The 24437-nt window shown below is 47.4% G+C and carries 19 protein-coding genes; 10 read left to right on the forward strand and 9 right to left on the reverse strand.

What is annotated here, in order from left to right; genetic code table 11:
- Positions 1-88: 88 nt before the first annotated feature.
- The 3 genes from ACMVP2_RS25795 to ACMVP2_RS25805 all read left to right on the forward strand — a co-directional run bounded on the left by ACMVP2_RS25795 (position 89) and on the right by ACMVP2_RS25805 (position 2573).
- Positions 89-760 (forward strand): TatD family hydrolase, encoded by a 672-nt coding sequence (locus tag ACMVP2_RS25795; protein WP_416865718.1) that lies wholly within the window; start codon positions 89-91, stop codon positions 758-760.
- A complete protein-coding gene (locus ACMVP2_RS25800) occupies positions 757-1473 on the forward strand; it encodes a ThiF family adenylyltransferase (RefSeq protein WP_416865719.1) in 717 nt (238 codons plus the stop codon). Before ACMVP2_RS25795 ends, ACMVP2_RS25800 begins: the two co-directional genes overlap by 4 nt.
- 110 nt (positions 1474-1583) lie before the next feature.
- Complete coding sequence (locus ACMVP2_RS25805; protein ID WP_416865720.1) at positions 1584-2573, forward strand: SDR family oxidoreductase; 990 nt, start codon at positions 1584-1586, stop codon at positions 2571-2573.
- A gap of 364 nt (positions 2574-2937) precedes the next feature.
- Here ACMVP2_RS25805 and ACMVP2_RS25810 read toward each other — a convergent pair whose 3' ends face one another.
- Positions 2938-4959 carry a M13 family metallopeptidase gene (locus ACMVP2_RS25810; protein WP_416865721.1) on the reverse strand — a complete coding sequence of 674 codons (2022 nt, stop codon included), beginning with the start codon at positions 4957-4959 and terminating at the stop codon, positions 2938-2940.
- Positions 4960-5158: 199 nt separating this feature from the next.
- Here ACMVP2_RS25810 and ACMVP2_RS25815 point away from each other — a divergent pair, with 199 nt between their 5' ends.
- The 7 genes from ACMVP2_RS25815 (at position 5159) to ACMVP2_RS25845 (ending at position 16362) form a co-directional block, all read left to right on the forward strand.
- Complete coding sequence (locus ACMVP2_RS25815; protein ID WP_416865722.1) at positions 5159-6199, forward strand: helix-turn-helix domain-containing protein; 1041 nt, start codon at positions 5159-5161, stop codon at positions 6197-6199.
- Between the two features lie 84 nt (positions 6200-6283).
- Positions 6284-7396, forward strand: coding sequence for a type 1 glutamine amidotransferase domain-containing protein (locus tag ACMVP2_RS25820; protein ID WP_416865723.1), 1113 nt, complete (start codon positions 6284-6286; stop codon positions 7394-7396).
- Between the two features lie 386 nt (positions 7397-7782).
- Positions 7783-8379 carry an RNA polymerase sigma factor gene (locus ACMVP2_RS25825; protein WP_416865724.1) on the forward strand — a complete coding sequence of 199 codons (597 nt, stop codon included), beginning with the start codon at positions 7783-7785 and terminating at the stop codon, positions 8377-8379.
- 99 nt (positions 8380-8478) lie between these two features.
- Complete coding sequence (locus ACMVP2_RS25830; protein ID WP_416865725.1) at positions 8479-9483, forward strand: FecR family protein; 1005 nt, start codon at positions 8479-8481, stop codon at positions 9481-9483.
- A gap of 42 nt (positions 9484-9525) precedes the next feature.
- Positions 9526-13092 (forward strand): SusC/RagA family TonB-linked outer membrane protein, encoded by a 3567-nt coding sequence (locus tag ACMVP2_RS25835; protein ID WP_416865726.1) that lies wholly within the window; start codon positions 9526-9528, stop codon positions 13090-13092.
- An 11-nt stretch (positions 13093-13103) separates the two neighbouring features.
- Positions 13104-14621, forward strand: coding sequence for a SusD/RagB family nutrient-binding outer membrane lipoprotein (locus ACMVP2_RS25840; protein WP_416865727.1), 1518 nt, complete (start codon positions 13104-13106; stop codon positions 14619-14621).
- Positions 14622-14877: 256 nt separating this feature from the next.
- Positions 14878-16362, forward strand: a complete 1485-nt coding sequence (locus ACMVP2_RS25845) for a mandelate racemase/muconate lactonizing enzyme family protein (protein WP_416865728.1) — start codon at positions 14878-14880, stop codon at positions 16360-16362.
- 130 nt (positions 16363-16492) lie between these two features.
- On the opposite strand, the gene ACMVP2_RS25850 is transcribed toward ACMVP2_RS25845, so the two are convergent.
- The 8 genes from ACMVP2_RS25850 to ACMVP2_RS25885 form a co-directional block, all read right to left on the reverse strand.
- On the reverse strand, positions 16493-17971 hold the full coding sequence (locus ACMVP2_RS25850) for an FGGY family carbohydrate kinase (RefSeq protein ID WP_416865729.1): 1479 nt from the start codon (positions 17969-17971) through the stop codon (positions 16493-16495).
- Between the two features lie 76 nt (positions 17972-18047).
- The gene (locus ACMVP2_RS25855; protein ID WP_416865730.1) at positions 18048-18410 is read right to left on the reverse strand and encodes a four helix bundle protein; all 363 of its coding nucleotides are present in this window, start codon (positions 18408-18410) and stop codon (positions 18048-18050) included.
- A 77-nt stretch (positions 18411-18487) separates the two neighbouring features.
- Complete coding sequence (locus tag ACMVP2_RS25860; protein ID WP_416865731.1) at positions 18488-19462, reverse strand: ABC transporter permease; 975 nt, start codon at positions 19460-19462, stop codon at positions 18488-18490.
- Positions 19459-20979 carry a sugar ABC transporter ATP-binding protein gene (locus ACMVP2_RS25865; RefSeq protein ID WP_416865732.1) on the reverse strand — a complete coding sequence of 507 codons (1521 nt, stop codon included), beginning with the start codon at positions 20977-20979 and terminating at the stop codon, positions 19459-19461. Before ACMVP2_RS25865 ends, ACMVP2_RS25860 begins: the two co-directional genes overlap by 4 nt.
- A gap of 2 nt (positions 20980-20981) precedes the next feature.
- Positions 20982-21602, reverse strand: coding sequence for a DUF2291 domain-containing protein (locus ACMVP2_RS25870; RefSeq protein WP_416865733.1), 621 nt, complete (start codon positions 21600-21602; stop codon positions 20982-20984).
- A gap of 20 nt (positions 21603-21622) precedes the next feature.
- Positions 21623-22585: a D-ribose ABC transporter substrate-binding protein gene (locus tag ACMVP2_RS25875; RefSeq protein ID WP_416865734.1), complete on the reverse strand. Its 963-nt coding sequence runs from the start codon at positions 22583-22585 to the stop codon at positions 21623-21625.
- 5 nt (positions 22586-22590) lie between these two features.
- Positions 22591-23568, reverse strand: coding sequence for a transketolase family protein (locus ACMVP2_RS25880; protein ID WP_416865735.1), 978 nt, complete (start codon positions 23566-23568; stop codon positions 22591-22593).
- Between the two features lie 5 nt (positions 23569-23573).
- Positions 23574-24398, reverse strand: coding sequence for a transketolase (locus ACMVP2_RS25885; RefSeq protein ID WP_416865736.1), 825 nt, complete (start codon positions 24396-24398; stop codon positions 23574-23576).
- Between the last annotated feature and the right edge of the window lie 39 nt (positions 24399-24437).

The raw sequence follows: 24437 nt of genomic DNA on the forward strand, positions 1-24437 counted from the left end.
ATTCTGCAAAGGTTTTTCGTAAGCTTAGGCCACACTGTAGTAATCACTTAGCGCTATCTTTGGCTCCAACAGCGCCATGCGCCCAACAATGAAAACGATCTTCCACGACTCCCACTTCCTTGACTTCCATACCCACACTATGAGGCAGGCAGATCGTGCCGATGTGATGGAGATAGTGTCATTGCACCTGGGCCAAGATAAGGCGCATAAATACTTCACAGTGGGCATGCACCCCTGGTGGACAGAGCAGGCGGCGACTCCCGAACAACGAACGGAGTTGGAAAGGCTGCTGGCCGACAGCCATTGTCTGGCCATGGGCGAAATGGGCCTGGATAACCTGAAAGGCCCGGCGATAGAAGTTCAAATGGACATTCTCAGAAGCCAGCTGAAGATCTCTGATGAAATGAAGAAGCCCGTCATTATCCACTGCGTCCGGGCCTTTGGTCAGCTCAGTGAAATCAAGAAAGAGTTTCCTGGTATTGAGAAATGGTGCGTGCATGGCTATGGCCGTCATGCCACACTGGCAAAGCAGCTGATCGATCAGGGCTTTTACCTGTCGCTCATGCCGGGCCTCCCTCCTGCTAAATACATAGACCTGTTTGAGTCTTTACCTATCGATCATCTATTTTTGGAAACGGATAGTATGCCTGGCATAAGTATTATTGACGTGTATGAAACTTTAGCTGGATTGATTGAAATAGAGATGACTGAACTTCAGCGACAGATAAACAGCAACGCTAGAACATTTTTCGGAATATGAGTGACTGGTTAGAAAGAACCGAGCTATTGATCGGTAAGGAAGCATTGGCGAAGCTAAGCAATGCGCATGTGCTGGTGGTGGGATTGGGTGGTGTAGGGAGCTATGCTGCCGAAACACTGGTACGGGCTGGCTTGGGCAACATTACCATCATTGATGGCGACGAAGTAGACCCTACCAACAAGAACAGGCAGCTCCAGGCACTGAACTCCACTGTCGGCAAACAGAAGGCTTTTGTACTCAGAGATCGTTTTCTGGACATTAATCCTGACCTGCAGGTTCAGGTAGTCGACAACTTCATGGAGCCTGATGTCATGCACGATTTTCTGTTGAAGAATCATTTTGACTTTGCCATGGACTGTATCGACAGCATCGTTCCGAAGATGTCGATGATATTGACGTTGAAACGAATGAAGCTCAAATTCATTTCGTCTATGGGTGCCGGCGGCAAGCTGGATCCATCCAAAATACGACTCGCTGATATCAGCAAAACCCGGGAGTGCAAGTTTGCCCAGCAGGTGAGAAAGAACCTGAAAGGCAAAGGCGTAACCAAAGGGGTCTTGTGTGTTTATTCGGAGGAAGTGCAGCCTGCACATTCTCTAAAGCTTACTGACGGCAGCAAATACAAAAAGTCGTTTTATGGTACCATTTCCTATATGCCGGCCATGTTCGGCATGACCATGGCGGCCGAAGTGATCAGGCGACTGACGGTTTAGAGGGCGCCGATGAGTAAAGAGGTCGCTCTATGCTTGCGGACAGAGCGACCTCTTTACTCCAGAAGTTCCCCGATCTTCGTACCTTAGCCACCTAAGCAGAACGATAAGAAATGAAGGTATTATTCATTGGAGGAACAGGAAACATCAGCACGGCCACCAGCAAATTGGCCGTGTCACGAGGGATAGATTTGTACTTAATTAACCGGGGGAAAAGTACCCTGAAAGTACCGGGAGCCAACTCAATTGTAGGTGACATCAATGCGCCTGAGCAGTTGGAGACGGCACTGGCCGGTCATCAGTGGGATGTGGTGGTCAACTGGATTGCCTTCACCAGAGAGGAAATTGAGCGAGACATCAAGCTGTTTGCCGGTAAAACTAAGCAATACATTTTCATCAGCTCTGCTTCGGCCTACCAGAAACCAGCCTCTCACTATCTGGTCACGGAATCCACTTCCCTTTTCAATCCATTCTGGCAGTACTCAAGGGACAAAATCGCCTGCGAAGATGCGCTGATGTCGGCCTACAGAAACGACGGATTCCCTATCACTATTGTTCGCCCCTCGCATACTTACGACACGGTAATACCAGCGGCTCTGGGCGGCTGGACGGAATACAATATTGTCGACCGGTTGCGCAAAGGCAAAAAGATCATTGTACATGGCGATGGCACCTCTCTGTGGACGCTAACCCACTCCGACGACTTTGCAGTCGGGTTCGTTGGTCTGCTGGGCCATCCAAAAGCGATTGGTCATGCATTTCACATCACCTCCGATGATGTGCTGAGCTGGAACCAGGTCTACGAGGGACTGGCAGATGCCGTAGGCGTTGCGCCGAACATTGTCCACATCCCTTCCGATTTTATCTGCCAGCACTGGCCAGACCAAACTGGCAACCTGTTGGGTGACAAGGCGCATAGTGCCGTGTTTGACAATACGAAGATCAAAAGCTTTGTGCCGGAGTTCAAGGCCGTTATTCCCTTTCATCAAGGCATCAGGCGGACGTTGGCCTGGCTTGAGGCAGATGCTTCAAGGCAGGTGATCAACCCCGAGACGGAAAAGCAACTGGATGAGCTGATTGAGGCATACATGGCAAAGTCATGAGGTCGCTTTGTGAAAACCCGCAGGTGCTACCGGCTCAGCCAAGTTGTCGGCACGGCCACTAGCCACCCCTGCAAGGGCCGTCAGACAACGAGTATTTCACTGAGAAGTTTCCTCTAGCTCCCGGGAGTCCGACAGCTTCTGTCTTCCGTCTCTCTTCCAACCCTTCCGGCGGCTGACGGCCCCACCGCAATGGGCCGACTTGCCGTACCGACGCCTCCCAGAGATGTCCTTCGATCTTCCAACTCCGGTCTCCTCCAAGCTTCTGCTATTTAATCTGGCGGCCGACAGTTTCCTTCGCACTTCCCTTCGCTACCGTACGGACGCCTCCCAGAGTCCGTCTCCCGTCTTCCAACTTCCTCCCCCTCTACCAAATCCTGATCCTCTCATCTACCGGCTTGTAGTTCTTATCGCCCGGCTGCACGTTAAAGGCCTCATAAAACGGCGTGAAGTTCATCAGCGGCCCGTTTACCCGCCACATGGCTGGTGAATGTGAATTGGTGTTCACATAGGTGCGCAAAAACTCCTCACGGGTTTTCACTCTCCAGATCCTGGCAATAGACAAAAAGAAGCGCTGATCCGGAGTGAAACCATCAATTTTGGTGGTGTCTTGCCCCTGCTCAGTTAGTTTAAAGGCGTCGTAGGCAATGGCTATACCCCCGTTGTCTGCTGTGTTCTCGCCCACAGTCATCGCACCTTTGATGTGCACACTGTCCAGCACGGTAAATGAGCTGTAGCGATCGATCACCTGCTGTGTCTTGGCTCTGAACTTCTCAAAATCCTCATCCGTCCACCAGTTCTTAACGTTGCCATCCTTGTCGTACTGCGCACCCTGATCGTCGAAGGCGTGGGTCAGCTCATGACCTATCACCATTCCAATGCCACCATAGTTAATGGCATCATCGGCATTCACATCGAAATAGGGATACTGGAGAATCCCGGCTGGGAAAACAATTTCATTGAAAGAAGGTCTGTAGTAAGCAGTAACTGTTGACGGTGATGGCCCCCATTCATGCCGGTAGGGTGCTTTGTTTAGTTTCCCCAATTGATACTGATAGTCGTCTTTTCTTAAAGCTATTACGTTCTCAAAGTATTTACCCCTCTCCATTTGAACGTCGTACTCCCTCCAAATGTCAGGGTAGCCCAGCTTTTTGGTGATTGCATTCAGCTTTTCCTTAGCCTTCACTTTGGTACTGTCGCTCATCCAATCGAGCTGAGTAATCCTGTTTTCAAATGCCTTCTGCAGGTTGTTTACCAGCTCAGACACCCTTTTTTTAGCATCTTCTCCAAAATACCTCTTCACATACAACTGGCCCAATGCAAAACCCATTTGTCTGTCGACAACATTGGCAATCACCTGCGCTCTTGGCTTTTCAGTAGCCTGGCCCGACAATGCCTTATTGTAGTCGAAAGACGCATCTTCAAAAGGTTTACTCAGTATCTGATCGTATGAAGTGATAGAGCTCGCCTTCAGGTACACCTTCCAGTCATTGATGGATACAGTGCCAAGCATGGCATTCAGCTTATCAAAATAGGCCGGTTGCCTGATGTCTACGGAGTCGGTATCCAAACCAAGGCGCTCAAGCAAGGCCACCCATCCGATATTCGGCTGCTGCTTCTGAAGTTCGGCTACGGCCATTTTGTGGTAGTTTTCCTTCACATTTCGGCGTTCAACCCTCGTTTTGTGCGATGTAGCCAGCTGCTTTTCAATATCGTAAACAAGGTCAGCCTTTTTGGCCGCTGCATCAGGAGCGTCGCCGGTCAGCTCAAACAAGGTGGCTATATAGGCTCTGTAGGCGCTTTGAATACCGAGAGAAGAGGAATCGGTCTTGAAATAATAGTCTCTGTCAGGTAAGCCGATGCCTGACTGGCCAAAATGAGCAATATTGATGCTGCTATTGGCGTCGTCAGGAGAAATGCCAAAGCTGATGATGGAATTATCGTCTACTTTTGCTTCTTCAGCCACGAATGTCATGAGCGAGGCCAGGTCGGTAATAGCATCGATGCTGGCAAGCACAGGCTTAATCGGTTCATATCCACGCTGATTGATAGCGGCAGTGTCCATGCCGGAGGCGAAAAAGTCTCCGACTTGCTGTTCAATGCTACCAGCAGGATTTTCACTTGCCGACACTTCTTCCAGAATACTTTGTAGCAGTTTTTTCTGAGGAATATTCAGGAAGCTATAGGAGCCCACACCTGATTGATCGTCAGCAATTCTTGCTGTGTCGTACCAAATGCCGTTCACGTAGTTGAAGAAGTTGTCGCCAGGTTTGATGGAAGGATCAAGTCCTGCCACATCCACATATTGTCTTGGTGGTGCACTTTGCTTTTGCTCTTTACAGGCAAACACAAAAAGGGCCAATACAACGCAGTAAAGTATTCTGTTCATAGGTTTGGTTAGTTTTTCGGAAGTTAGAAAGAATTCTATGCGGGACATTGCACTATTCCGTTAGTGGAAAGCATCTCATGGATTTCGTACAATTAGCAACCTCAATAAAAGCCAGCCAGCGGCATGTGCGCTGCGGCAAATGTCTATTAGATGGCAAACCTCACTTACTTACTCATAAATATTTGAGTAATTTCAGCCCATGTCGGCAAATGATATTGTATTGGTTATTGTAAGCGGCCTGGGAGTGATACACGGGTTGTTCTTGTCGATATTTCTGTGGATTTACACCAAAGGAAATAGTCTATCTAACAAGCTGTTGAGCTTGTTGCTGATTGTTCTCTCGTTCAGAGTTGGTAAATCCGTCTTCCTAGAATTTGCTGAGCAACTAGATATCAAGCTGATCTTCACGGGATTAGGCACAATCATGGCCATTGGCCCGCTTTTCTATCTTTTTGCGCAATCTTGCGTTCAGAAAGCAAAGCCGTTCAACAATCTAAACCTGACGCATTTCATTCCGGCCGTCGCTGGTGTTTGTTTTGGCCTATGGCTGACAGAATCAGATCTTGAGACTCTTCCCATATGGGTATTTGTCACTCTTTTTCTAACCTACTATCTGCATTTCATCATCTACCTTGTCATCAGCGTCCTTTACACAAGGAAGCACAAATCGGAGCTTAATCAGGATGTGTACAAACTGTTGCGCTTGCTTTTTTATGCCTTATTGGCCATTTGGGTTGCCTACGTATTGAACCTTTTCGACGACACCGTTCCTTACATTGTTGGACCTGTGCTATACTCCGTTGTGGCTTACGTGGTGAGTTTTGAAGTGATCCGTCAAGGATACCTGGACAAGATCGACCAAACAAAGTACAAGACAACGCCAGCTTCTGAGGAGCAGATAGATCAATTGTTCCATAGGGCTTTGAAAGTCGTTGTGGAAGAGGCGCAGTACGCAAACCCGGAGCTCTCTTTGAAGTCACTAAGCGAAGCAGTGCATGCCAGCCCGCAAATGGTTTCCATGGCCATTAATCAAAAGAGTGAAAAGAATTTCAACGGCTTCGTCAACACCTATAGAATTCAGGAAGCCACCCGACTGTTGCAGGACTCCCGGTACAATAATCTGACCATTGCAGCCATCGCTTTTGAAGTAGGGTTTAATAGCATCTCAAGCTTTAATACCGCTTTCAAGAATCAAACAGGACAAACCCCTCAGACTTACCGTAAGCAGTTAACGAAATGATAGTTTAATCTATCGAAATGGTCATTTCGAAAGCTATTGACTTAGCATAGGTTCACATTTGCCTCAAACAATTATGAAAATGCTATGTCAAAAAAGAAAACAATTATCAAATGGGCTGCCTTGGTGGTCGGGGGATTGATCATCACCCTGGTTTCATTCGGATACTGGTTCCTGAGTCTGCTCCCGGCCCCGGTTGTATCAAAAGAAGTGCTGCGGCAAACACAACCTGAAAACCTCCCCTACCTGGTCGAAGGTAAAGCTCCGAACCGGGGAAAAATTTTAGCAGTCGTTACCAGCACTGCGGTGATGGGTAACAGCGAAAAACCGACAGGTTATGAATTAACAGAGTTGGCAAGAGCCTACTATATTTTTCAGGCAAACGGGTTTGAGGTTGAGATAGCCAGCCCATTGGGAGGCTCACCGCCGGTAGTGATAGATGCCGACGACATGCGGGAATACGACTACGCATTTCTAAATGATGAGGTAGCACAAAACAAGGTAACCAACAGTTTGGCGATGCAAGATGTAAAGCCAGACGACTATCAGGCGGTATTCTTTGTGGGCGGCAAAGGCGCTATGTTCGATTTCCCGCAGAATACGTACATCCAATCCCTTGTCCGTGGGTATTATGAATCTGGAAAAGTGATTGGAGCCGTTTGCCATGGGCCGGCAGCCTTTGTTAACGTCACACTAGGTAACGGTGAGCCATTGATTGCCAACAAAACAATAAGCAGTTTCACCAATGAGGAAGAGCTCTTGTTGATACCGGATGCCAGAGATATCTTCCCATTCCTTCTTCAGGATAAGTTGATGGAGAAAGGTGCCAATTTTAATGAGGGCAGCATGTACCTGAATCAGGTGAGCAGTGAGAAAAATTTGGTAACCGGGCAAAATCCCTGGTCTACATGGAGCACAGCGGAAAGCGTCGTGGAACAACTCGGCTACACACCTAAGCGGAGGGAAATAACTACGGAAGAAAGCAGTGTCGCCATTTTACAAGCTTACGAAACCGGGGGCTACGACAAGGCGAAGAAAACACTGAGCAACTACTGTATTTCCAACATCAATGCCATTGACAGAGAGCTCCTGGCTGTGCATAGCATCGTGGCAGCTATGCAGTTCGATCTTCTTAAGGCAATCGAGCTAATACAACTTCTATCATTTAGTAATGATGCTGTAATCAACAAATCAATATAAATAAACAGGGTCTTGCTAAAACCGTCATTTCCCTATTCTATTCAAAATCAAGCGCAAAGTCGCTACTGAAGACTGGTTTAAACAATTTTCTCTTGCTTATTCATTAGCTCCTTTGCGCTTATAGTAGTATATTCAATGTCATAGCGTCTGCAATGATGGTGTCCTTCTTAAGTTGCCGTCCGGGACATCATGGGGTTTCTATACTTGGAAGCCCTGACTTGCGGACCTTCAACCAACTAGCGGAAAGAAAATGCTAATAGGGATGGTGAGCGCTCTCTTCAGGGTGAAAGATACGGTGCCAGTGAAATTCTCTCATGCAGCGACAGAGGTATGGCCTTCCACCAGAAACACTATTCCAACAAACCTCATTAATCCATCACACTTCTTTGAATAGCCGGTCCCCCATATCGACAACTGAGGCAGGGTCGCTTGATGATGAAGTGCTTTGGGGGCAATTCAAGGCAGGTAACGAACTGGCATTTTCTGTGCTGTACAAGCGGCATGTGAACAGGCTCTTCAACTATGGCATGCACAACTGTCGTGACAGAGAGTTGGTCAAAGACTGCCTCCAGGAGCTTTTCGCCAGGCTGTGGAGCAAAAGAGAAACCCTGGGGGTAGCTGGTTCGGTGAATTACTACCTGTTCAAATCCTTCCGCCGACTGCTCATCAGCCGGATCATGGCCAACCGGAAATTTACTCTCCCATTTCAAGGCAACCCCGACAGCATGTTTGAATTCATTCCATCCACCGAAGAATCGATGATTGCCGGGGAAACAAAAAAGCAACAGATTGAACTGCTGAAGCTAAGCTTTGATGCCCTGACGAAACGGCAACGGGAAGCCATTTTTCTCAAGTTTTTCAACGAGTTAAGCTATCATGAAGTCTCCTCTATTATGGAGGTGCATGTGGATTCCGTCTACAACCTGATATCAAAAGCACTGACAGTGTTGAAGAAAAAGCTGAAGGATAATCCCTCCTTCTGAGTTCCTTTCGGGCATTTCTAGCGTGATAAAAAATTATTTCAAAAAAAATGATGAGAAACAGACGATGCTCTTCTCTTCTAAGTATTAAATAAGTTTCCAGTGAAAGACTATTACCACTTTTCGGCGAACGACTTCGCAATGGACGATTCCTTTCGAACCTGGGTTTGGAAACCCAACGACGAAAGCAATGCCTTTTGGAGGGAATGGATCGCAAAACATCCGGACAAAGCTACCGACGTTGAAGAAGCTATTGCTCTGCTGAAAAAGCTCGACTTTCCGGCGTATGCGCTTTCTGATTCGGAAGTATCAGGGCTTTGGAACAACATAAAAAACGATCCTCATCATGCTGCAGGAGTCATCCAGGCCGAACCACGCCGTCGACGATGGTTGTGGTCTGCTGCGGCTGTGGTGGCCCTGGTAGCCATCGGGCTGTCCGCAGTTTTAATCGTATATCGGAACGCCACCTTTCGCTACGAGACTGCTTACGGTGAAACCAAGCAAATACTACTCCCGGATAGCTCTTCAGTGGTTCTGAATGCTAATTCGAGTATTGAGTTCAGAAACAACTGGGAGGAAAAGGAACTGAGAGAGGTTTGGCTGGACGGGGAAGCATTTTTCGAAGTGGTGCACACCCGCAGCCACCAGCCATTCAGGGTTAAAGTGGCGGACGGGGTAGCAGTGGAAGTACTTGGCACCAGCTTTAATGTATATCACCGTAAGGCCGACACAAAGGTGGTACTCAACACTGGTCAAATTGCACTCAGTTTCCCGGGGGAAAACAAGGAAGAAAAAATCTTGATGCAACCCGGTGAATTGGTGGAGTATAAAAATAAGCAATTCAGCAAACGCCAGGTAAACACAGAGGTTTATGCTGCGTGGACGGATAAAAGGGTGATCCTTGATAAGACCTCGCTGGCTGAAATGATAGAAATGGCGAGCAACAACTTCGGAGTGACCATCCGTGTCGAGACGGAGTCGATGCTTGAGCAAACTGTGTCAGGGTCAATGCCTGTGGGAGATTCAGAAAGCTTCGTGCTTCAGGTCGCCAAGGTTTTTCAGCTGAAAGTAGAAAAGAGAAAAGACTACTACCTATTAAAGAATTGATAATACCGACTTAAAAAATGATAACACCTACATTAAACTACTATGAGAAAGCTTTATCTGATTGTTTTTATTACCTGTGTGATGGCGCATCAGGCTGCGTCACAGTACCAGCAAGCGCTTGCTTCTGCCTTTAACCCGCAATCGATTGCGGATATCAAGAATGAGACTATTTTACTTGAAAAGGGCTTAGAACAGCTTGAGAAAAAGTTCAATGTGTCAATTGCCTATCGGGATGAATGGGTGAAAGGCAAGAAAGTGCAGGCACCGTCGTCTGACAAACGAAACGTGGAGGAAGCACTTGGTGAGCTTTTGAGAGAAACAGAGCTCTATTATGAAAAGGCAGGTTCTGGATTCTACGTGATATCCTTAAAAAACCTCCAGAATTCAGGACTCTCGGAATCTGCGTCGGCATCGAGGGCCCCTGACCTATCAGCCGGCGTCACCTCTCCTACCGCCAACCTCAATTTTAAGGCCTACTCCAAATCAGGTCGGAAGCAAAAACGGGAAAGCGAGCCTGATTTCACGGTAAGCGGTACCGTAAAAGATGAAAATGGAAACGGGTTTCCGGGTGTGAACGTCATCCTGAAAGGATCTTCCACCGGCACATCTACTGACGCCGCTGGAAAGTATTCACTTTCGGTGCCTGATGAGAATACGGTTTTGGTTTTTTCTGCTATTGGTTATGCCACGCAGGAAGTGACCGTGGGAGCAAGAAGTGTAATTGACATTTCCCTGCAACTGGACGTCAAGTCACTGGAGACGGTGGTAGTAACAGCCCTCGGTTTGGAAAGGTCAGCCAAAAGCCTGGGCTATGCCACATCCACAATTAACTCTGATGAGCTTTCAATCAACAGAACGCCCAACATGATGAATGCATTGACCGGAAAGGTTGCTGGTGTGAGCATCTCCGGTCTTGGAACAGGCCCTGCAGGCACTTCAAAAATCCGTATCCGTGGCCAGTCCTCTATTTCCGGCCAAAACAACCCTCTCATCGTCGTCAACGGTGTGCCAATTGACAATACAAACTTTGGTTCCAACCCTGGCAATTCCGGATCTGACAGCTCCATTGGCGTAAGAGGCGGTGGAAACACCTCCGATGGTGGGGACGGGCTCTCCAGCATCAACCCCGATGACATTGAAAGCATGACCGTATTGAAAGGAGCGGCAGCGTCAGCTCTTTATGGTTCTCGTGCAAAGGATGGAGTCATCATGATCACCACCAAATCAAGAGGAGCTGCGAAAGGTCTTGGTGTTACCTACAACATGAACTACACCAACGATACACCCCTCGACTTCACCGACTACCAATACGAATACGGCCAGGGTGAAAACGGTGTCCGCCCAACAACAGCCAACCCCACATCGGGTCAGTGGTCTTTTGGTGAGAAATTCCAGCCAGGCATGACCCATGTATTGTTTGACGGACTAACTGTACCGTATGAACCGCAGAGAGGGAGGCTCAAAGATTTCTATCGCAACGGCCAAAACCTGACCAACACGGTATCTTTGGCTGCGAACTCCGATAGAGGTGGCCTCAACCTGTCGTTTGCCAACATGAACAGCCAGGGAATAGTGCCCAACAACACCTACGAAAGAAAAACAATTAATCTGGGTTTTGGCTACGACCTTTCAGACAAGCTGAGCTTTAAGGGAAACATCAACTACTCCAACGAGTATAACAAAAACCCTCCAAACGTTGGACAGCAAGACAACACCATCCCCACCTCACTGATGGCAATGTCAAATTCGATGCCTCTGGATGTGTTGAATGCCAACAGGTACGATGCAGATGGAAATGAATTCGTATACTCACGTTTTAGAAACAGAACAAATCCATATTTCGTATTATCAGATCAGTTTCAGAATATCCGCCGGGACAGAGTATTCGGTAATATTTCCGTCAAATACGACATCACGAACTGGCTCTTCGTGCAAGGGCGTGTTGGTCAGGACTACTGGTCTCGTGACCAGGAATACAACAACTTCCCCACGGGTCAGGCATCACGTGCAACAGCCCCAGCTGGCTTTGTCAATGGCTTGTACACGCAGGATTCACGCAGGTTTAGAGAGATCAATTCCGACTTCCTGATTTCTGGAACAAAAGAATTTGGCGACATCGGGGTTAATATTACCGCTGGTGGTAACCAGATGTACCGGCGGTCAGACCTTAACAGCGTACAAGTGACCGATTTTGTTGTTAGAGGGCTTTACACTGTTCAAAACGGTCGGGCCAAGGACCCACTTTACGACTTGTCTGAGAGAGGCGTGAATTCACTGTACGGGTCAGCCGAGGTGAACTACAAACGTTTTGTTTACCTGAATGCAACACTACGGAACGACTGGTTTTCCACGCTGTCTGAAGCGAACAGAAGTATAGTCTACCCATCAGTATCTGCTAGTTATGTGTTTTCCGAATCCTTCGACGCACCCAGCTGGCTGAACTTTGGTAAGTTCAGGGCTGCTTATGCAAGAGTGGGTAGCGACACCGACGTGCCCCCCTATTCCAACGTCTTGTTCTACGGGGTTAACTCCAACCTGGCATTGAACCCTGCAGGTGCTGGGCAGCCAGTTGGTGGTTCAAACGGCAGCACAGTACCCAACCCGAACCTAAGGCCTATGGAAATAGCTGAAACCGAGCTGGGCATCGAACTGAAAATGTTCAACAACCGGGTTGGGTTGGATCTTGCAGTTTACAAAAAGATCACCACCGACCAGATCGTTTCTGCTCAAATATCTGATGCTTCCGGTTTTGTGGATTCCCGCATCAACAGCGGCCAAAGTCAAAACAAAGGAATTGAAATGTTACTCAATTTCAGTCCTATACGGACAAGTGACTTCTCCTGGGACTTCACCTTTAATGGGGCCTACAATATTACCAAGGTACTCAGCCTGCTCACCGACACGCCTGGAGAACGAATTACCGTGGGTACACACGTATTCAATGGCGAACTGAGACAAATAGTGGGTGAAGAAATGGGGCAGATTGCCGGCTTTGGCTACAGAAGAGATGACAGCGGTCGCCAGATATTTGGAACGAATGGCCTGCCCCTGAGAACCCTGGAGCTAGTCAATTTTGGCAGCGCACTTCCAAAATGGGTTGGCGGCTTCAACAATGCCTTTAATTACAAGGGAGTTAGCGTTTCTTTCCTCATCGATTTCAAGTTGGGAAACAAGATGCTATCTGGCACCAACTTCAATGCCTACCGTCATGGTCTCCACAAGGCGACACTTGAAGGCAGAGAGAACGGTGTTGTGGGCGATGGCGTTGACATCGACGGCAACGTGAATGCTGTGGTGGCGCCGGTGCAGTCGTATTGGGAAATAGTGCGGTCGCAGGCACTTATTGAGCCTGTGGTGTACAATGGCGGCTACTGGAAGGTGCGCCAAATAACTGCCGGGTATGATTTCACCAGGTTCTTTGAGCCAAGCTCATTTATCAAAGGTTTGAGACTCAATCTGGTCGCCAACAACGTGTTTCTGCTGAAAAAATGGGTGGACAACATTGACCCCGAAAGCTTTGGTTACAGTTCCGACAATTTGGTTGGCATGGAATCGCCAGGTCTTCTCACTACCCGAAGCATGGGTTTCAACCTAAATGTTAAATTTTAATCAGCCCTATCATGAAAAATATTAATAGACTCTTTCTAATGGTTTTTTCGCTTGTCTTCATCACCTCGTGTGACAAAGACTTTGACGAAATGAACGTGAGCAAAACAGCTGCTACAGCCATCGATCCTGCTTTTATACTGAACAGGGCCGTTCTCAACTCTTCCTTTCAAACTGCACAGCTTGTGTACGAGATTGGCATTGTACAACAAATTGTGACCCCCAACTCAGGTGTGCTTACCGGGGCCAATTACAATCAGGACAACCGGGCATCCACCCAGGGCAACTGGCAAAACTATTACAGAAACGTGATTCGGAACACAAAGGACGTGATTGCACAAGCCAGCGGAGACCCGGCCAGAACCAATCTTGTAAGTATGGCAAGAATTCTGCAGGCCAACGCCTTCATGGTGCTCACCGACACGTACGGTAACATCCCCTATTCTGAAGGCGGAGACGGCTACAACACGCAAATTTTCTTTCCTTCCTACGATACGCAGGAGTCCATTTATCCGAAGATCATCCAGGAGCTACAGGAAGCATCTGCCGCACTAAGCGCCAGCGGCAGAGTGGAGAGGGCCGATGTGCTTTTTGGTGGAGATGTAGAAAAATGGAGAAAATTTGGTTATTCATTGATGCTTAGAGCTGGAATGAGACTCAGTGAAGTTTCACCGGCCACAGCGCAATCCACTGTAGCAGCAGCATTCAACGGCGGGGTGATCCTTACCAATGACAACAATGCGTTTATCAGGCATGACGCCAACTACGCCAATCCCATGGGGAATACACTGAACTCTACTGAGGCAGCTAACTTCTACCTGGCAAAACCGTTCGTGGATGCCTTGCAATCTACAAACGACCCTCGCCTGTCGGCCATAGCCATTCGTTATGTAGGTGCCACTTCAGGGCCCACGCAGGTGGTTGAGGTAGGCTCAAATGCGGCAGCAGATCAGATCGGTATGCCATTAGGCCATGACAACGGAACCGTGACCGGAGCAGCTGAAGCTGACGGACTGGCCAGCTTTTATGATTACAGCCAGGTTGACCGTCGCAGGATGGCTAAATTAGGTTCTCCGGCATTTCTGGTAACGGCAGCACAGACTAATCTGCTACTCGCAGAAGCCAGGGTCAGGGGTTGGATTACGTCGGGCACGGCAGCCCAGTACTTTGCTGCTGGCATTAGTGCACATATGGATCAACTGGCTACCTTTGATGCCGCTTCGGCAGTGGCCGCTCCCGACAGAGACAGCTACGTGGCAGCAAATCCGTTGGGTGCTGGTACAGAACTGGAGCAAATTAACACGCAATACTGGATTGCTTCGTTCTTGAACGGGCCAGAGGCATTTGCCAACTTCAGACGGAGCGGTTTCCCAGCATTGTCACCGAATCCTTTTCCGGGAAGAGAAGTGACATTCATCAACCGCCTCACCTACCCTAACTCAGAGATTTCAGTAAACACCGAGCAAGTCAATGCAGCCATTGCTGCTCAGGGGGCCGATGACCTTGAAACCAAGGTATGGTGGGATAAATAAAAATAGCCGGGTTGTGAGAGGTTGGATGGAAACACCTCTTACAACCCAACTATTTTGGCTCGTTTGTAAGTGCCAAAAACTGAGGGTGGTAAATCAAAACACGTCGCACCCCTCATAATCTTGTAAAATAGTTGCTGGTACCTGCACAAAGAGATGCAGTTGAGTAAGTTCCCAAAGAACACTACCGGCTACTGTTATGTATTCCAATTTCCAATGAATTGCTCCAAAAGATCATCCAAATAAAAAAACAAACCCCATGAAAAACGTACTACAGGAAATTATCCAAAAGAACAAGCAGCGGGAGAGAGAAGCTGCACTGGTACGCCAGGCTGAAATTGACAACGCAGAAACTCCAGACAACCGGCGCAGTTTTTTAAAGAAAACTGCTCTGGGAGGTTTGTCGCTCGCCGGTTTGATGAGTTTGTCCTTTGAGGACAGCATGGCACAAACCACCTCCAAAGTCCAGAAGGCGTCTGCTCCCTCGGACCTCAAAATTACTGACATGCGTTATTGCCTTACGGGCGTAATGGGTGGCACTGCCATCATTCGGATTGATACCAATCAGGGTATTTACGGCCTTGGCGAAGTGCGAGATGCTGCTGATCCCCGCTATGCTTTGATGCTTAAGAGCAGAATACTGGGAGAAAACCCGTGCAACGTAGAACGGGTGTTTAAGATCATCAAGCAGTTTGGAGGACAGGGGCGTCAGGCAGGCGGCGTGTGTGCGGTGGAAATGGCGCTTTGGGATCTATGCGGCAAAGCCTACAATGTTCCGGCCTGGCAGCTCCTGGGTGGACGGTATCGGGACACAGTACGAATCTATGCCGACACACCTGAGTCGCCGGATCTGGAAGTTTTCAAGGAAAGAGTAAAGTACCGCACCGTTGAACAGGGTTATACCTGGCTGAAAATGGACGTTTCCATTAACGTACTTAGAGATATTCCAGGTACGCTGGTCAACCAGGCATTTTGGAGGTCGAACGGTTCACAATTTTCTGGTGACTTTATGTCGTACGCAAATGCCAGGCACCCTTTTACAGGCATCCAGGTGACGGAAAAGGGATTTGAAATACTGGCCCAACGGGTGGCCGACGTACGTGCCGTGGTGGGCGACGAAATTCCAATGTCTACCGATCATTATGGCCATTTCGACCTGAACAACATGATTCGGCTGGGCAAATCCCTGGAAAAATACCGTCTTGCCTGGCTTGAAGACATGGTGCCATGGCAATATACCGAGCAACATAAAACGATCACCGATGCTTTGGAAACGCCAACTACCACTGGTGAAGACATCTATCTGCTGGAAAATTGCAAGCCACTGATCGACGTCCACGCCGTGGACATCATCCACCCCGACCTTGCCTCTTCAGGTGGCCTGCTTGAGACCAAACGGATAGGCGATTATGCCGAAGAAAAGGGCATCGCCATGGCCATGCACCAGGCTGGCACGCCAGTCTCATTTATGGCCAACGTACACTGTGCTGCCGCCACCCAGAACTTTTTGGCACTGGAGCATCATTCCGTTGACCTGCCATGGTGGGAAGGCATGGTGAAAACCACAGACGGAAGAAAGCTGATTGACAAAGGCTTTGCCCCCGTTCCTCTCAGCGCACCAGGGCTTGGTATTGAATTGGTGGACGATGTGGTAAAACAGCATCTGGATGCCCGTGATGCCTCTTACTTTGCTCCGACCAAGGAATGGGATATGAAGCGTTCTCACGACAGGACATGGAGTTAAAATGAAGTAACAGTGTTATTGTCAACGCTTCAATCGACCTCTGTCCGTAGGTTGGTTGAAGCGATGGCTACACCGACCGGGGCATCTGCCTCCTTAATTTGTTTATGAGACCGAAAGGCACCTTGCCCGCTTACTTAGCAGTGACACGCTTCCAGCCCTCGTAGCTATTTCTCACTTTCTCAGCATCGGCACCGGCATAGGTGCTTCTCGTGCCTTGATTCAGGGATTTGAGCGCTTCTATGCTGTCGTAAACGCCGGCATGCAGACCAGCGAGATAGCCCGCTCCTAACGCCGAAACATCGGTAATTTCAATGTTCGTAACCTTACGTTCTAACAGGTCTGCCAGAAATTGAACTACGAATTTGTTAGATGTGATGCCTCCATCTATTTTGAGTTCGGTAAGGTAAGTCCCTGAGTCAGTTTCCATCGCCACGATAACATCTTTGATTTGATAAGGCACCGACTCAACGGCTGCACGTATTACATGGTTCTTGGTCGACTCAAACGACAAGCCTTCCACACTTGCTTTTCTATTCATGTCCCAATGTGGGGCTCCCAAACCGCTGAAAGCAGGCACAATGTATACTCCACCATTGTCATCCAATGAAAGGCATATTTTCTCTAGATCACCCGTATTTTCGAATAGCCCCAATTGGTTTTTTACCCATTCAATGGTAGCGCCTGCCGAAACAATAATCCCCTCCAATGCATAGTCCACCCGATCTGCCATACTCCAGCAGATGGTTGTTACCATGCCATTTTGAGAAGCCTTTGGTGTGCTACCAATGTTCATCAAAATTGAACTGCCTGTGCCCAGGGTTGCCTTGGCATTCCCCACTTCAAAACAACCTTCACCAAAGGCAGCCGCATGAGAATCTCCGATCATAGCAGAGATGCTCATTTGATGATCGATCAAGCCATCGAAATTGGTTTCACCAAAAGCAAAAGATGATGGTTTCACCTCAGGTAGGTTTAGCTGCGACAATCCGAAGTCCGCCAACAACTCACGATCCCACTGCAAATCCTTTAAATTGAAAAACATGGTGCGGGAAGCATTGGTGTAGTCGGTCATGTACGACTTGCCTCCGGTCATTTTGTACAGCAACCACGAGTCTACATTTCCGAAGTATGCCTGACCTTTATCAATAGCTTCTTTAATTTTGGGTTCGTTCTCATACAACCAAATTACTTTCGTCCCCGAAAAGTATGGGTCGATGATCAGACCGGTCTTTTGATTGATCTTAGGCCCAAGTCCTTCGCTTTTGAGCCGATCGCAAACTTCGACAGATCGTTTGCATTGCCATACAACAGCGTTGTAAAGAGGTGTTCCCGTTTTATCCCAAAGCAGAAATGTTTCACGTTGATTCGAAATACCGCAAGCTTTGATCTCCTTCACATCTCCCCCACTTGCTTCGAATCCATCGAGACATTTCCTGACAGAGGCCAGTGTATTTTGATAAATCACTTCGGGCTCTTGCTCCACTCTGTTGCCCTCGAGGTAGTGTGTCTTGAGGAGCTCAGTAGCTTTGAATTTTGCTTTTCCCTGCGTATCAAAAACAATTGTTTTCGTGCTGCTCGTTCCCTGGTCTATGGCTAATATGTAAGGCATGTGTAGTGGGTGATGAATGATGAATGAGCTGTAATGAATAAGCAGTAGCTATCTGTAGTAGCTTTAAGTCAACTGATTACTCATTTTTCGTACTTATCATCCCTGTTAACTGTTTAAAACAACTTATTATAAGCTCACCTAAGTGCTCTATTGATTTTAGCTTTACATATTGAAGTTGCTCTGCGATATCGAATGCAGTGTCCACTTCAATAACGGAACCACGAGCGATTTCAAAATATCTCCTTCTCTCTGCCAATGACCTGCGTGAGCAGCCCTCAGCAATATTTAAATGAACAGACAAAGCCGCCCTTCTAATTTGTTGCACCATGGCATACTTTTCATCAGAAGGAAACACTTTCGTGATTCGGTAGCATTCCAGCGTCAGCTTTCGTGATTGCTGAAAGACATCAAGTTTAGTATGAGCTAAATTTAAAAACATAATAAAGGATTCAAGTTTTCATTTTATAGACAACTAACTACCGCTCCCCACCCTCATCACTGCTCACTCATTTCTGATCACTCACCTTTCTGATTCGATTTATCAATGATTACAGCCATAAGTATCACCAAACCTTTGATGACTTGCTGCCAGAATGGTGACACGTCAAGCAATACAAGACCGTTGTTAAGCACGCCTATTATCATTGCGCCTAAAACAGTGCCCCAAATTGACCCTCTGCCACCCGACAGGGAAGTTCCTCCGATTACAACAGCGGCAATGGCATCCAGCTCATAGCTAATACCGGCATTGGGCTGTGCTGAGTCCAATCGTGCAGTAACCAATACACCACCAACAGCGGCTAGCATTCCCGCCAAAGCGTAAACCCATATCTTGATTTTTGTAATTGGAATTCCCGATAGTCGTGCAGCATTTTCATTTCCGCCAATGGCGTAAACATACCTGCCAAAGCGGGTCTTGCTCGTGAGAATAACTGCACCGAGTACGATGATGCCGGAAATCCAAACCGGCATAGGGATGCCGAGAAACCAACCAGTGCCAAGAAAACCAAACGAATCTCCAAGGCCAGTGATGGGATGGCCCTTGGTCCATAGCATAGTAAAGCCTCGTGCCATAGTAAGCATGGCCAGGGTGGCCACAAAAGAAGGAACTTTGAATTTCGTAATGGCGTACCCGTTGATGAAACCCATCGCACCACCCGACAATATTCCCGCAACCACTACGCCAAAGACTGTGAAGCCAATGAATAGATTTTCCGATGGGATGCCGATTCCATTCTTTAACAGTCCGGCGGTGATCGCACCACACAATGCCAAAACAGACCCCACTGAAAGATCGATGCCTGCGGTTAGAATCACGAGCGTCATTCCCACTGAAATGCAGACGTTCACAGAAATTTGCCGCATTACATTCCAGAAATTGTCTGCGGTCATGAAATTGTCTGTCATCAGGGCCAACACCAGGCACAAGAAGAACAAGGCAATCAGTGATTGATAGCGGGCAAGGTTTAAATATTTTTTAAGCGATATCATTTGTTCAAATTTTCCGGAATGCAGGCATTCATTATCTTATTTTCTGTGACTTCCTCACTACTAAATTCCGCTGTGATTTGACCTTCGGACATGACCAATATTCGATCTGACACAGCCAGTATCTCAAGAATTTCCGATGACACAACCAGTACTGATATACCAGAATGGGAAAGTTTTTTGATCAGCTCGTAAATCTCGTTCTTGGCGTTGATGTCGATGCCACGGGTTGGCTCATCGAGCATAAGCACCTTTGGGTTGCGCTCAATCCATTTTGCCAGAACTACTTTTTGCTGATTGCCACCGCTCAAATTTTTGATGAGCTGGCTTTCGGAACTGACCTTTATTTTCAGCGCATCTACATGCTTGCTGTATAGCCTTGATTGTAGCGACGCATTGAGCAAACCGAGTTTTGAGACCTTGTCTATCACCGTAAGGCTTATATTCTCACCCACCGACATTCCGGGAACAATGCCATCTTTTTTTCGATCCTCTGGAACCAATGCCATTCCAGCATCAATCGCCTGACCTGGTGATTTAAAGCTGGTTTCCTTTCCATCCAATATTATCGTTCCTGTTGATGACCGGTGGTGAAGCCCAAACAGACTTTCGCAAAGTTCGGTACGGCCTGCACCCATCAAGCCATAGATGCCCAGCACCTCACCCTTATTCAAACTGAAATTGATGTTCTTCAGAATTGGTCGCAGAGGGTTTTCTGGGTTTTTTAGGAGTAGGTCTTGTACCTTTAGTACTTGCTCTTGGGATATCGTCCTCTCTGACTTCTTATTTACTTTGACCTCACGACCGGCCATCATGGTAATCAGTTTCTCCCGGGAAATTTGCTTCATCTCACCCTGACCAACAACCTGTCCGTCACGCAATACAACATAGTCATCGGCTAGGGCAAAAAGCTCGTCCAGCTTGTGCGATATATAAACAATAGACTTGCCCTCAGCCTTTAACTGATTGATAATGGTGAACAGCACTTCAACCTCACTTTCACCAATTGCCGAGGTGGGCTCATCCATAAATAACACCTCCGATTCTGTCAAAAGGGCTTTGGCAATTTCTACAATCTGCTGTTGACCTACTTTCAATGAACTCACCAGGGCATCGGGATCAACGTCCAATTTTAATCGGACAAGCAGCTCCCTTGTTTTATGATTCATTTTCGCCTCATCCAGAAAACCGAATGCGTTGATCAATTCTCGTCCGAGGAAAATATTTTGCGCTAGCGTAAGGTAAGGAATCAGGTTTAGCTCCTGGTGGATAATGGAAATACCGAGGTCTTGGGCATTTCTTGGCTTCGAGAACTGGACAACCTGGTCTTTGAAATTAATTGTTCCCTCATAGTCGGTGTATATACCCGACATGATCTTAAGCAAAGTTGATTTACCAGCCCCATTCTCTCCTATCAGTGCCGTCACCTTGCCTTTACCAAGTCTTAAATTGACCTGGTTCAGTGCCGTAACTCCTGAGAATTTCTTGGTAATATTTTGGACTTCAAGAAGAGCTTCCATCTTCATTGAATAATTTGGATGGACACTGGAATGACTTCAGTCTGACTCAGATTCAAATGCGCCTTATTTAGCTCAAGAGCACCCTTGAAGCTCACTTTATTGCCTTGCTTCACGCTGGCTCTAAAACCCGGAATCACATACTTTCTTATTTTATCGTTGATCGATTCTGAGATCGAATTAAAATCAGCTGTTTCGTCATAATCGTTGACTTTAATAAGTCCGGATGCATCACGAACAGCATTTCCAAAAATGAATTCTGTTTCTATTTCAACAATTTCGTCGCCTACCTGCAGCAATACATTGTTTTCATTGACACTGAGCACAGTACCTTCGCCTTGCACCTTGAAGTAACCAATATTGCCAATGCCAAGGGCCTGCCCTTTATCTGTAAATGTAGATGCAGGGTTTTCTCTCAGCTCATTTAAAAGAGTTGTGACATCTGTAGCTGAATCATAAACCGCCAGCAAATCAGTGGACCAAATGCCATCAACGAAGGATTTGGCGTCAAAAGCCACATCATCGCCTTCTGCCAGCTTTTCATCCAACGGACGGAAGTATACCGAATTGTAAATCACCAGTCCGGCAATGATAACTCCTGCAAAATATTTTATTCCTTTACCCATTATTCATTACTAGTTACTGATCACTCATCGCTCCCGTAAGCCGAATACTCGTTGACATTTTCCTGGTTGACCATTTCAACAGTCACCGGCACTTTCTGCGCAAAATCCCGCTTGCCATTAAAGTATTCTTGTGCATAATTGGCCGCTGTTTTAGCCATGAGTTTTGGGAACTGCATGCCCGTTGCCAATATCTTTTTTTGTTGAATAGAGTTGATCACGTCATCGGCTCCGTCAAACCCAAACACCATCACCTGATCGGCTTTCCCAGCTGATACCAGCGCCTGGTAAACGCCCATTGCCATGGCATCATTGCCGCAAAACACGCCGTTGATATCGGGATGAACTTGTAGTATCGATTCCATTACCTCCATGGCTTTGTTTCTGTCAAAGTCGGCACTTTGCTGAGCCACCATTTTCAGGTCGGTATAGTGATCAACAACGGAATGAAATCCCTTCGAACGGCTCCAAGTATTATTATCGCCCACCATTCCAAGTATCTCGACATACTTGCCATGTTTATTCAGTTTTTCCACAAAATATTTACCTATTGCCACGCAACCAGCATAGCTATCTGATAGTATCTGACTGGTGGCAGCGTCCGTTGCGTTGACTTCACGATCCATACAGAAGACCGGAATGCCTGCCTTCTTTGCCATCCTCACATTGGCAATAGAACCATCCGCATCGGTGGGGTTAAAAAGGACGGCATCGTAACCGGAAGCAATGGCATTTTCGAAATGATCGGTTTCGAGCGCTGTGTTATTCTGGGAGTCAAAAATAGTCGCCTCGTATCCCAGCTCCTTCGCCCGATTGGCGGCAGTCTCGGCTAGTACTACAAACCAGGGGTTGTTAAGCGTTGAGATAATCACTGCCACTTTTTTGGGCTGATCAACCGATTTGTCTTTTGAATTACCACAACCCAACAATAAAACCGTAGTAAACAAAACAAAACATAGGCGAAGTAGTGGAGCAGGTATCTTCATTTTGACTACTGGTTTATTTTTAAAAGCACCTTAGCTTGATTCGCAATGCCCGCCTGTGATATGCCGTAGTGGCTGAAAATTTCTCCTTGTGAACCCGTCACAGTGTACTCATCGGGTATGCCAATAATATGGAAGGCGTTTCTGGCTCCCTTTTGAAACAGGTACGAAGCACAGGCCTCACCTAAACCACCATTGACCATGTGTTCTTCTACCGTAATGATCGGCTTACCGTCGGGGATCAATGTATCAAGCAAATCAGTATCCAGTGGCTTCACTGTGTGCATGCTCACTACAGTTGCTTTCACGCCATGTGTATCCTCCAAAAACTTGGCCGCCTGCCAGGCAGGGTAAACTGTTTCTCCCGTAGCGATAATTGTCAGGTCATTCCCTTCTTTTACAATACGCCCTTTTCCGAACTCAAACTCATGGTTTGATTCATTTAGAAATGGCATCGCCTTCTTACCAAATCGAAGGTAGACAGGCTTATTCAAGGCAGCAGCAAAGCGCACAGCCTGCTCAGTTTCAAAATTGTCGGCGGGAGCCACAATAATCATATTGTTGATGGCCCGTAACACGGCAAAGTCATGCAAACTATGATGTGTGGTGCCAAGCGCTCCATAACTCACGCCCGCACTGATTCCAACCAGGGTTACCGGGTTGTCAGAATAGGCCACGTCATTTTTAATTTGCTCAAGTGAACGAGCTGTAAGAAAACAAGCCGGAGATACCGCAAACGCTTTCTTTCCTGCGGACGCCAGCCCAGCAGCAACGCCCACAAGGTTCTGCTCAGCGATGCCCACCTCTACAATCTGTGATGGAAATTTTTGTCCGAACGGCACCAGCTTTCCCGAACCACGTGAATCACTGGTTACTGCTATTATATCTCTATCTGCGGCAGCCAATGCTTCCAGGGTCTCGGCAAAAACCTCCTGATTGGCTTTACCCATTTTCAAACCTTTCTCTTCTATAATATCTAATTCCATGACCTTTAGATTAATGCTCCTGCTTCATCCAGTTCTTTTTGAGCCAGTTCAAACTGCTCGGCAGTGGGTACACCATGATGCCACTTAATTACACCTTCCATGTAGCTTACGCCCTTTCCCTTGATGGTGTGAGCGATAATGAAGTTAGGCTTCCCCTTTTCAAATGGGCCACTGTTCAAAGCAGCCTCCAGCTCCTTCAGGTTGTGTCCGTCTACCTCTTTCACCGCCCAGCCAAAGGCCTCCAGCTTTTCCCGAACAGAATCCGTGTTCATCACCTCGCTATTCGAGCCGGTGATCTGCTGTTTGTTGTTGTCAAGAACAGCATAAAGATTGTCTAGCTTGTAATGGGCAGCAGACAAAATCGCCTCCCAGTTAGACCCCTCGGGCAATTCGCCATCGCCCAGCAGGGTAAATATCCGGTGCTCCTTATTGTCCAGCTTTGCCGCAATAGCCTCTCCTACACAAATGGGCAGACCGTGTCCCAAAGCGCCGGTATTTTGCTCCACTCCGTTAACTTTCCTGGTGGGGTGCCCGATATAATGTGATTGGTATTGGCAAAGCGTTTCCAAATCCGACTCTGGAAAAAAACCTCTATCTGCCAGCGTGACGAAAAGTGCTTCAACGGAGTGGCCTTTACTCTGGATGTATCGATCACGGTCAGGAGTACGGAAATTGGCAGGATCAACTTTTAGCACCCGGTTATAAAGCACATTCAGGATATCAATACATGAAAGACTTCCTCCTGTGTGCCCAGCCTTCGCCTTATAAATATATTTGAGAAGATTCTTCCTCAACAATACGGACTTCAACTTTAACTCTCTATCTGTCATTTTCTTCTACTAGTAGTATTCAGTGTGAATACAGAATAT

The organism is Imperialibacter sp., assembly GCF_048007035.1.
In the GTDB taxonomy this organism is placed as follows: domain Bacteria; phylum Bacteroidota; class Bacteroidia; order Cytophagales; family Cyclobacteriaceae; genus Imperialibacter.